The organism is Clostridium sp. (assembly GCF_050717535.1).
Taxonomy (GTDB): Bacteria; Bacillota; Clostridia; order Clostridiales; family Clostridiaceae; genus Clostridium_AD.
Genome location: NZ_JBOITM010000050.1, coordinates 1 through 11,830 on the forward strand (window position 1 = coordinate 1; position 11,830 = coordinate 11,830).

Annotated in this window: 11 protein-coding genes; all 11 read right to left on the reverse strand. The window is 32.2% G+C overall.

Translation table 11 applies throughout. The annotated features are described in order from the left end of the window. Positions 1-190, reverse strand: a 190-nt coding sequence (locus ACREVU_RS08395; RefSeq protein WP_431549838.1) for a PfkB family carbohydrate kinase, incomplete at its 3' end; no start/stop codon positions are given. 63 nt (positions 191-253) lie between these two features. Next, entirely contained in the window at positions 254-904 is a 651-nt protein-coding gene (locus ACREVU_RS08400) for a bifunctional 4-hydroxy-2-oxoglutarate aldolase/2-dehydro-3-deoxy-phosphogluconate aldolase (RefSeq protein ID WP_431551155.1), read from the reverse strand. Positions 905-959: 55 nt separating this feature from the next. Next, positions 960-2,576: a mannitol dehydrogenase family protein gene (locus ACREVU_RS08405; RefSeq protein WP_431551156.1), complete on the reverse strand. Its 1,617-nt coding sequence runs from the start codon at positions 2,574-2,576 to the stop codon at positions 960-962. A 32-nt stretch (positions 2,577-2,608) separates the two neighbouring features. Then, entirely contained in the window at positions 2,609-3,682 is a 1,074-nt protein-coding gene (gene uxuA / locus ACREVU_RS08410) for a mannonate dehydratase (RefSeq protein WP_431551157.1), read from the reverse strand. Positions 3,683-3,711: 29 nt separating this feature from the next. Next, complete coding sequence (locus ACREVU_RS08415; protein ID WP_431551158.1) at positions 3,712-5,022, reverse strand: TRAP transporter large permease; 1,311 nt, start codon at positions 5,020-5,022, stop codon at positions 3,712-3,714. 16 nt (positions 5,023-5,038) lie between these two features. Continuing rightward, entirely contained in the window at positions 5,039-5,524 is a 486-nt protein-coding gene (locus ACREVU_RS08420; protein ID WP_431551159.1) for a TRAP transporter small permease, read from the reverse strand. Between the two features lies 1 nt (position 5,525). Further along, on the reverse strand, positions 5,526-6,545 hold the full coding sequence (locus tag ACREVU_RS08425; protein ID WP_431551160.1) for a TRAP transporter substrate-binding protein: 1,020 nt from the start codon (positions 6,543-6,545) through the stop codon (positions 5,526-5,528). A gap of 214 nt (positions 6,546-6,759) precedes the next feature. Further along, positions 6,760-7,782, reverse strand: a complete 1,023-nt coding sequence (locus tag ACREVU_RS08430; protein ID WP_431551161.1) for a LacI family DNA-binding transcriptional regulator — start codon at positions 7,780-7,782, stop codon at positions 6,760-6,762. 183 nt (positions 7,783-7,965) lie between these two features. Beyond that, on the reverse strand, positions 7,966-9,372 hold the full coding sequence (gene uxaC / locus ACREVU_RS08435; RefSeq protein WP_431551162.1) for a glucuronate isomerase: 1,407 nt from the start codon (positions 9,370-9,372) through the stop codon (positions 7,966-7,968). A 108-nt stretch (positions 9,373-9,480) separates the two neighbouring features. After that, complete coding sequence (locus ACREVU_RS08440; protein WP_431551163.1) at positions 9,481-10,665, reverse strand: MFS transporter; 1,185 nt, start codon at positions 10,663-10,665, stop codon at positions 9,481-9,483. A gap of 242 nt (positions 10,666-10,907) precedes the next feature. Continuing rightward, positions 10,908-11,830: PfkB family carbohydrate kinase (locus ACREVU_RS08445; protein ID WP_431551164.1), on the reverse strand; the 923-nt coding region annotated here is incomplete at its 5' end.

The window sequence follows — 11,830 nt, forward strand, 5'->3', positions numbered from 1 at the left end:
CTTGGCCTATTTCATGTTTTGGAAGTTTTGTTACAAAATATGCTTCCTTACCATAGTTTGCAAGTGATACAGCGACATTTGCTTCTCCCCCGCCATAAACAACTCCAAACTCTTTTGCTTGTGCAAACCTTTCAAAACCAGCTGGTGCAAGTCTAAGCATGATTTCACCAAATGTTATAATTTTTCCCATGTTATTACCTCCTATAAATTTAGTTCATTGATTTCTCTTTTATCTATTTTATACTTTTCTTGCTTATATCTGATTTCTTGCCGTTTTAACCGCTTCTACAAATTTAGCTGCAGTTTCTGTTACCAATTCATAATCACCAGTTTTTGCTCCCTTTGTTAAATCTCCACCAGTTCCTACTGCTACGGCACCTGCCTTAATCCAATCTTTTACATTAGCAAGAGATACTCCGCCCGTTGGCATAAAGTTAGCTTGTGGAAGAGGTCCTTTAAAGGAACTAATAATTGCTGGCCCAAAAACATTTCCTGGGAAAACCTTAATTATCTCTACTCCTAGTTCCAAAGCTTCTACTGCTTCTTTTACAGTCATTACTCCTGGCATTACTGCTATTCTATACCTATTACACAATTTTACCGTTTCCACATTTAAACTTGGACTTACAATGTACTTTGCACCAGCTAGAATACAAGCTCTTGCTGTTTCTGGATCAAGTACTGTTCCAGCTCCAATAAGCATATCTTCATCATCTTTATATATTTCAGTTAATTCTTTAATTATATCTACCGCACCAGGCACTGTCATTGTTATTTCTAGTGCTTTAATTCCACCTTTTTTAACTGCTTCTACTATTTTTACTCCTTCCTCTTTTGAATTTGCTCTAATTACTGCTACTAAACCTGCATCACTTATTTTTTTAATCATTTCTAATCTTTTCATTATTTACACCCCTAATTTTATATTTTGTTTAATTTTTTATATTTTTTCAACATTATTATATATTAGTGTTACAGTATTTTTTTAGAGTTAACCGAATAGCACCTTTCCCACCGATTAATTCTTTAAAATAAGTTTCAATTTTATCACCTAGACCTACTTCATATAAATCAACACCAAATATTGTCTTATTTGATAAAATTCTAATTAAAACTTCATGAACATCACAAGCCTCACCTAACTTAATATCAGCTATTAATGGAGTTAATGATGAAAGCATAGGATCAGGACTTAATTCAAAAGCATTTCCATTATCATCTATAGCCATTAAATAACGACACCAGCCTGCTATGGCAAGAGGTATAAAAGTTAAGTCTTTAACATCCAAATTAGGATTTTTAGTATATGCTTTGATAGTCTCACCAAAACGTATTCCCAATTTTTGTGAAGTATCGCAGACTATTCTTTGTGGTGTATCAGGCATAAATGGATTTGGAAGTCGCACCTTCATTACTTCATCTATAAATTCCTTTGGTGATATAATCCCAGGATTTACAACAACCGGTAGCCCCTCCACATAACCTATATTTTCTATTAATGTTACAAGCTCCACATCTTTCATTTCATCTGATATTTTATTGTAAGAAAGTAGACAACCATAAATCGCCAATGCAGTATGAAGAGGATTTAAGCAAGTACAAACTTTCATTTTTTCTACTTTATCTACTGTTTCTTTATCTGCATATATAACACCAGCATCATCAAGTGGAAGACGACCATTTTTAAAATTATCTTCAATTACTAAATATTGAGGTTCTTCAGCATTAACAAAAGGTGCAATAAATGTATTTTTTGAAGTCATAATAGTTTCTGTATCTTCAAACCCGATATCCTTTAACATATCTATAACAGACTGTGCAGGTCTTGGTGTAATTTTATCAATCATAGACCAAGGATAGGATATATCCTCTGTTACATAAGTTAGAAACTCAGCCTCTACCAATTTGTTTTCTGTCCACTGTTTTGCAAACGTAGTAATAGCTAGCTCTAGCTTTGTACCATTATGAGAACAGTTATCCATGCTCACCAAAGTTAATGGTAATCTGCCCGCTTTAAATCTTTCATAACATAATGCTGCTAGTTTACCAATATAACTTGTTACTGAGGTTGGTCCATTATTAAAATCTGCCCAAACATCCTTTAAAAATTCATCTTTTCCATTTTTTAAACTATAGCCTTTTTCTGTAATTGTAAAAGAAACCATTTTTAAACACTGACTTCTAAAAATTTCTGTTAATCTATTCCAATCTTTTAAATTGTTTGTATCTACACATAAAGATTCTGCAATACTCCCAATTACTTTTTTTTCTAATCTTCCATCAGCTTTTAATGTTACCAAAACACTTAGATTATCAAATTTCTTATAACACTTTTCAATTATTTCATAGTCATACCCTTCAGCAACTATAATGCCTGTATTTAATATTCCTTTATTTAATAAATCTTGGCACACAGCTGCAGGGAAAGCACGGAAAATATTTCCTGCCCCAAAATGTACCCATTCAGGATTTTCTTTTGTATCTTTTATCATTTTATTTCGATCAAATTTAGGTAATTCAAAGCCATGTTCTTCCCAAAGTTTTCTATTATTTAATTCTTCTTGCTTTAGTTTCATGTTATTTACCTCCCTTGATTTAATTTCTTTAACTATTTTATTTTGCTGTTTTTTTCAATTGCTTCTATAAGGCCATTTAGATATGTAGCCCCTAGTGCCCGATCATATAATCCATATCCTGGCATTGCAACCTCTCCCCAAATAGCACGACCATGATCAGGACGAACTGGTCCATCAAATCCTATTTCATGTAATGCACTAATTATTTCATACATATCTAATGAACCATCTCTTGATAAATGAGCTGCTTCATCAAACTTACCTGGTGCATTATAAATTAAATTACGTACATGAGCAAAATGAATTCTTCCTTTTGCACTTCGGATTACATCACAAATATCATTATTGGGGTTGGATCCTAGGGAGCCTGTACATAATGTAAGTCCATTAAATTTAGCATCTACAGCTTTTAGTAGTTTTAAGATATTCTCTTTATTATTTATAATTCTTGGTAAATCAAATACTGGCCATGCAGGATCATCTGGGTGAATTGCCATCATTATATTGTATTTTTCACAAACTGGACGGATTTTGTTTAAAAAGTATACTAGGTTGTCGAATAACTTTTCTTCATTAACATCTTTATATTTTTCAAACAATTCTTTTACATATTCCATTCTTTCAGGTTCCCAGCCTGGCATTACAAACCCATTACTATTTTTATCAATTTGTTCAAACATTTTTTCAGGCTCTATTTTATCAATTAAGTCCTGATCGTAGGACAAAACGGTGGAACCGTCGGACCTCATCTTAGCAAGATTCGAACGAGTCCAATCAAATACAGGCATAAAGTTATAACAAACCATATTAATACCTGCCTTGCCTAAGTTTTCTAAGGTTTCTATATAATTCTCAATATATTGCTCTCTTTCAGGCAACCCAATTTTAATAGAATCATGAATGTTTACACTCTCTATTCCTTCTATTTTCAGTCCATTTTCTTCAACTTCTTGTTTTAGTTTCATGATATTCTCTAGTGGCCATACTTTACCTGCTGGTATATCATAAAGCGTTGTTATAACACCTGTAACCCCAGGAATTTGTCTTATTTGCTCTAGGGTAACTGAGTCATGTTTACTACCAAACCATCTTAATGTCATTTTCATATAATAGTCCTCCTCATATATATATTATTTTATTTTTTATAACCCATTAATGTTGGTAACCACATTGTAATATTGGGTACGTAAGTTGTAAGCATTAATACAGTAAAAATGGCCACATAATATGGTATTAACTTAAGCATTACATTTTCAATAGTTGTTTTCGCAACTTTAACTCCAACAAAAAGTATGTTTCCTACTGGAGGTGTAATTGTACCTATACATAAATTAAATGTAACCATAATGCCAAACTGTATTGCAGACATTCCAAAACCCATACATATTGGCAAGAAGATAGGTGTAAAAATAAGTATTGCTGGTGTAATATCCATGAAAGTTCCTATGCATAATAACACAATGTTAATAATCAACAATATTATTATATGATTACTACTTACACCCAATAGCGCAGTAGAAATTGCAGAAGGAATTCCAGTGAATGCCATAACCCATGCCATGACACTTGATACACCTATTAAAAATACTATGATACCCGTCATTTCAGCGCTTTCTTTATAAATATCATATAAATCTTTAACTTTTATTGTTTTGTAAAAGAATATAGATAATATTAAGCTATAAGCAACCGCTACTACCGAACCCTCTGTGGCGGTAAATATACCAGTGATTATTCCACCTATTACAATTACAATTAATAACAAGCTTGGCACTGCTTCAAAAGTTATTGCTAATGCTTGTTTTATCGTAACACGCTGCGAAGTCCGATATCCCTTTTTTCGTGCTATAAAGAATGCCACTACCATACAGCTAAGTCCCCAAAGAATTCCTGGAACATAACCTGCCATAAATAGTGCCGCTACTGAAGTTCCTCCGCTTACAAGAGAATATGTTATTAAAACATTGCTTGGAGGTATTAGGAGTCCTGTTGGACCTGTTGCTATATTAATAGTTGCCATGTAATCACGGTCATAACCATCCTTTTCTGCAATTGGTCCTATAATCGAACCCATTGCTGATGTTGCTGCAACTCCAGAACCTGAGATTGCTCCAAACATCATATTTGCAACTGCATTTGTATGTGCCATTGCACCAGGTATTCTACCTGATAAAATTTTCGCAAAATTTATTAGGCGTATAGCTATTCCACCTTTATTCATAATGTTACCTGCTAGAATAAAGAAAGGTATTGCTATTAATGTGAATACAGATATTCCTGAAAATGTTCTTTGTGCAGCTGTCAAAACGGCAGCATCGAAATTTAATGTTGGTAATATCGCTAGTAATGATGCTATACCTAATGCGACTGAAATGGGTATTCCTGCAAGTAATAGGATCAGTAAAACAATTGCTATTATTAGTCCTGCTGATAATGCTATAGACATATATTTTTCTCCTCTTTTATTTAGATTTTTCTGCTTTTAATTCTAGAATTAATTCATTTATATTAAAAATGTTATAAATCACTGTTAAAACTCCACTTATAGGAACTACAACGTATATTAATGCCATAGAAACTCCAAGAGATGCCGTAATCTGTGTAGTTGTAAGTTTTGTAATTGCGATTCCGCCATAAATAAGTATTAAAGCAGCAAATAATAAAACTACCACTTCAGAAATAATACTTAGATATATTCCTTTTTTTCCTGTAAAGAAATTTGCAACGTATGACATTCTCATGTGTTCACGTTTTCCAAAAACCAATGCAGCTGAAAGTAGCGCCATCCATGTAAATAAAAATGTTAATAATTCCTCAGAAATTGTACTGGGAGAATTAAATACATATCTTGTTATAATTTGATATAATCCAATGATTGTTATAATTACAAATAAAGAGATACATGTAACTTCCAATATCTTAGTTAGCTTCACTTTAAGATTTTTCATATTATTTTTTCTCCTTCGTTTGCAAGTTTACTTCCTGGATTTTATCATATATAGGTTGTAATTTTTTATTTTTTGCCAATAACTCTTTCTGTAACGGTAGTACTTTTGCTCTAAATAAATCTACATCTGGTTTTATAAATTCAACTCCCATTTCTTTAGACTGTGCAATAGCATCGTCTATTTGAATATTCCATTGTGAACGCTCAACTTTTGTACATTCCTTAGCCGCATCGTCAAATATTTTTCTCTCGTCTGGTGATAAACTATTTAAAAATTTTGTGTTTCCTATTAATAAATCTGGAACCATTTGATGTTCGTCGTAAGTATAAAATTTGGCAACCTCTCCATGCTTGTTGTTAGTAAGTGCCAATTCATTGTTTTCCCCTCCGCCAATTACCCCTGATTGTATAGCTGTGTATACTTCTCCGAAGCTCATAGGTGCAGCTGCTGCCCCAAATAATTGCATCATCCGTACATTTGTAGCACTTTGTTGAACACGGATTTTTTTACCTTTTAAATCTTCTGGTTTTCTAATAGGTGTTGTAGAATAGAAGTTTCTTGTACCTGCATCAAGCCAAGTAAGTGCTTCAAATCCAGCTTCCCCTGTAGATTTATAAATACCATTCATTAATTCTTTATTTTCCATTACTTTATGAAAACTATCTACACTATCAAATAAATAGGGCATACTAAATATTTGATAAATATTATCAAACGATTCAAGATTACCAGTACTTGCAACCGCAAAATCAATTGCCCCTGTTTGAACAAGTTCTATTGCTTTGACAGAAGGTCCTAATAATTCATTAGGAAAAATTTGTACATCATACTTGTCACCCAATCTTGACTCTACATATTTTTCAAATGCTAGAAGCCCTAGATGATCAGGATGAGTTTGTGATTGCGAATGAGATATACGAATGATTCGTTTTCCGTTAGTAACACTATTGCACCCAATTAGTCCAAACGCTAAAGTTGAACATAACATAAAAGCAATAATTTTCTTCATATGTTTTAACATATTTCTTTCTCCTTCTTACCTCTTATATTTTTTAATATTGTTATATTAATACAATTTTTACTAAGCATTGTAAAATTAATATTAATCTGTTAACGTTACCAAGCAAGTTTATTATCCTCCTGCATTTTTAAGCTTTATCCATATAAATATATTATATTTTGCTAAGCAAAAGTTGTTAACGTGAACAATTTAATTGATTCTTTTCAGTACATATTTATGTTATTCTTGCTACCGAGTCTCTCTCAATAAGTTCCGTATTGATATATATCTTTTCACCACAGCTTTTATTATTTTTTTCTTCAACACAATTACTTTCTATAATATGCAAAAGTTTTTCTGCGCCCTTTTTACTTACTTCAATAATAGGTCTCCTTAACGTAGTTAGTGCAGGTCTTAAAAAGGCGCCTAACTGAGTACCATCAAACCCCATAATAGAAATATCCATTGGAACATTTAGCCCGGCTTCAAAAGTAGCCTTCATTGCTCCTACTGCCATTTCATCATTGGAGCAGAATACTGCTGTTGGGACCTCGTCTAAACATAATAATTTTTTCATAGCACTAAATCCACTTTCAATAGTATAATTTCCTTCAACCATATATTCACTTTTTATATGAAGTTTATTTTCAATTAATGCATGTAAAAATCCATTCTTTCTCTCAATAGTAGAATTAAATCCCTTTTTACCTTCTATTATTGCTATTTCTTTATGTCCACTTTCTATTAAATACATTACGGCCTCATAAGCACCTTTTTTATCTGATGATAATATATTAACTAATGAGCTTTCATCTATATCTCTATTTAAAACAACTAATGGTATTTTCTTCTCCATTAAATGGTATATGAAAGCATTATCACTCTCACTTTGACTCATCAATATAATACCATCAAAGCTTCTCTTATTAATAAGTGCAAAATCTTTATAATCATCAATTCCTCTAACTACCAAATTATAACTTTCTTTTATGATACTATTTACACCGCTTACGGTTTCATAAAAGAAACTTGGTGATGTTACTTCACTTATAGTGGTAAAAAACAATCCTATATTATAAGATCTATTTAACACCAAACTTTTCGCACTATAATTTGGCACATAATTAAGTTCCTTTGCTATTGCCATTATTTTAGCCTTTGTATTTACATTTATAAAAGGACTATCATTAAGTGCTCTTGAAACAGTAGTATGTGAAACTTTTGCAATTTTTGCTATATCTTTTATTGTGACTTCCATTTTTAACACCCCTATGTCTCTAGTAAATACTTATATAATACCATATATGACCACACTTAACTAACACATTTAGTCCTTAGTATTTACTATAAGTTGCACTTAATTCTATGACATATATCATAGTAGTCCTTTAATACTCACACATGCTTATAATGCAATTCTGTTATATCTAAGTTGTTTACGTTAACAATCTATTCCAAAATAATTCTTTGCATTGTTGTAACTTATTCCTTGAACAATACTTCCTAGCAGTTGCATATCCTCAGGCACTTCACCATTCTCTACCCATTCTCCTATTAAGTTGCATAATATTCGTCTAAAGTATTCATGCCTTGTATAAGATAAGAAGCTTCTTGAATCAGTTAGCATTCCTACGAAACGGCTTAAAAGTCCAGTATTTGCTAAGGTTTTCATTTGTTCTATCATACCTTCTTTACTGTCTAGGAACCACCAAGCAGCTCCAAACTGTATCTTGCCTGCAACTTCAGTTCCTTGAAAGTTTCCAATCATAGTACTAAGTACATAATTATCTTTTGGATTTAAAGTATATAGTATAGTTTTAGGGAGACAGTTATGATTTTCTAATGAATCCAGCAATCTTGAAATAGGATAAGCAACCTCTTCATCGTTAATAGAATCAAATCCAGTATCTGGCCCCAACTGTTTTAACATTTTTGTATTGTTATTTCTTTGTGCCGCAAGATGAAGTTGCATTGTCCATTTAAGCTGCGAATATAATTTTCCCAAAAATTGTAGTGTATATGTCTTATATTTGCTTTCTTCGACCCTACTTACTGTTTGCCCACCTAATACCTTTGCAAATATCTCGGCTACTTCTTCTTTTGAAGCTTCAATGTATACTATACTATCTATTCCATGATCCGATATTCTACAACCTACCTCATTAAAGAATCTCACTCTTGATTCTAGAGCTTTTAGAAATTCATCATAACTTTTAATATCCCTTTTACATACTTTCCCAAGCTTATCAACCCAAGGAATAAAAGTATCTTTACTTATTTGAAGCCCTTTATCAGGTCTAAACGCTGGTAAAACCTTCACAGCAAATTCATTATCTGCTTTAAGTTTAATGTGATATTCAAGTGAATCTATTGGATCATCTGTTGTACATAATGCTTTAACATTAGATTTTACAATTAAATCTCTTGCTCCAAATCCATCGCCATTTAGTAATCTATTTACCTTTTCCCAAATAGCAGGAGCGGTTTTTTCATTTAAAACTTCATATATTCCGAAAAACCTTTGAAGTTCTAAATGCGTCCAGTGATAAAGAGGATTACCTATAGCCATTGGCATTGTTCTTGCCCATGCCATAAATTTCTCATAATCACTGGCATTTCCAGTAATGTATTTTTCGTCAATACCATTACTTCTCATTGCTCTCCATTTATAATGATCTCCATATAACCAAGCTTCTGTTATATTCTTAAAAGTTTTATTTTCAAAGATTTCTTTGGGACTTAGATGACAATGGTAATCAATAATAGGCATATCTTTTGCATAATTATTGTATAGATTTATAGCCGTTTCATTAGATAATAAAAAATTTTCATCCATAAATTTCTTCATAACTTCACCCTTCTTTTAATAAATTTTAATTATTGTTAACGTGAACAATTTAATCAATTTAATTTTATTATAGACTAAAATATTTGATAATGCAATAGTGAAAACGATTTATATATTTTCAGTTTTGTTTAACACACTTAAAACCACACAAACTATCATCAAAATAATAGCTACTACAATAGCAGTCATTCCAGCCAAAATTCCAAAAGCATCAGACAATGCACCAGTTATAATTGGCATCATAATAGCTCCAATTCCACCTACCATAAGTAGTACTCCCATTGACATAGGATAACTCTTAATAACATTACCAACAGTAGAAATTGTTGTAGGATAAATACCTGCCATAGAAAGTCCCAGGCCCATTATCGCTATGGTAATTACAGTTAAATTATGTGATGAAAGTAACAACATGTAGAAACCAGCAGTTCCGATACTTGTTGCAAGTAACAATGCTTTTTTAGATACTTTATCTCCTAAAAAGGCGCATGTTAATCTACCAACAAGAATAACTACCCACAACAGCGATGCAAGCATCTGAGCATACTTTATGGTCATGATCCTTGAATCGATAAAATATTTAACAATCCAACCGTTAATAGTTGCTTCAGCGCACAAATAAAAAAATAAAATCCCAGCACTAATTAAAAAATTCTTGTTTTTTAAAAATTCATAGGACATTTTCAATCTTTCCTTCTTTTTTGAAACATCATCTATCTTCATTTTGAAAAAAAGAAAAATAGAAATAATTACAAGACCAATAATAACCCCTGCTGCTATTTTCCAGCCACTCTTCCCGGCCGTATTTGTACAGATAATTACTAAAAATGGAGCAATTAAAGCACCAACAGCAAAACTGCTATGTAGGAAATTAAGAGCTACTGGACTACTGTTTGACACCTCATTTACAATAGTGTTATTGAAATTAGATATACTTCCTCTACTTAATCCTGTAAATAAAAATCCTAATATCAATAAAACTGGATTACCTGTTAAAATCATGATTAAAAATCCCATTATGACAAAACTACATAAAAACATAATAGACTTTTTTCTTCCTAGGTAAAGTGGTAGCACGCCTGCAATGAACCCAGAAACCAAGTTACCTGCTTGATGTGCAGACAGCAGCGCACCGCTCATTGTATTGTTTAGCCCGTATTCATTACTAATTATGGGTAACAAAGATCCTAAAATCATAGAGTAAAGACCATTGACTGCAAAAACAAAAAAGCAACAATTTAAAATATATCTCTTGTCTTTACTTAGTTGCGAGTAAAATGATTGTTGTTTCATAAAAATAAAACCCTCCCGGTTTTTCTAAATTATAGTACCTATGATTTTCTTGCCTCTCATTTTATCTTAAATAGTTTATAATGTACTATTATTATCTAAGATTCTATACAAAATATAAAATTCCTCCTTTGATAGCACATTGTTTAAATTCAGATTAATATTTTGTTACCCTATTTCGTACTTCTACATGAAAAAATCCCCTTATCTTAAGATAAGAAGATATATGAATCTTTCTATTATATTTATCTTTGCACCCTTCCTGAAGCATCACCATTCATAAGTGTTTCTACCTCATCTTTGGAAACAAGATTGAAATCGCCCTCTACGGTATGTTTAAGGCAAGAAGCAGCAACTGCATATTCAAGAGAATCTTGATTTGAAAGACCCGAAGTCAAACCATATATAAGTCCCGCACCAAATGAATCTCCGCCGCCAACTCTATCCACTATGTGAATTTTATATTTTTTTGAACTATAAAATTCTGATCCGTTATATAACATTGCTGACCAACCATTGTCTGATGCTGAAAAGCTTTCTCTAAGTGTAATCGCAACATACTTTAATCCAAATCGTTCTGTAAGTTTTCTTGCAACATCTTTATAACCTTCACCGTTTATTGTTCCACCAGTTATGTCTGTTCCCTCTGCACTAATTCCAAAGACTTTTTCTGCATCTTCTTCATTTGCTATAACAACATCACAGTATTTTACGATTTCGCCCATTACTTTACCAGCTTTTTCGCTGCTCCAAAGTTTTTTTCTAAAGTTTAAATCTACACTTACCATAACTCCAGCTTCTTTTGCTGCTTTTACTGCATCTAGTGTTATTGCTGCACATTCATCTGATAATGCAGGAGTTATTCCTGTAAAATGGAACCACTCTGCACCATTAAAAATTTCACTCCAATTAAAATCTTCTCTTTTAGCCTGCGCAATAGCTGAATAAGCTCTATCATAAATCACTTTAGAAGGTCTTTGTGAGGCCCCTTTTTCGCAGTAATAAATACCTACTCTATCTCCACCACGTGTTATCATGTTAGTATTTACGCCATATTTTCTAAGCTCATTTACTGCTGCTTGGCCTATTTCATGTTTTGGAAGTTTTGTTACAAAATATGCTTCCTTACCATAGTTTGCAAGTGATACAGCGACATTTGCTTCTCCCC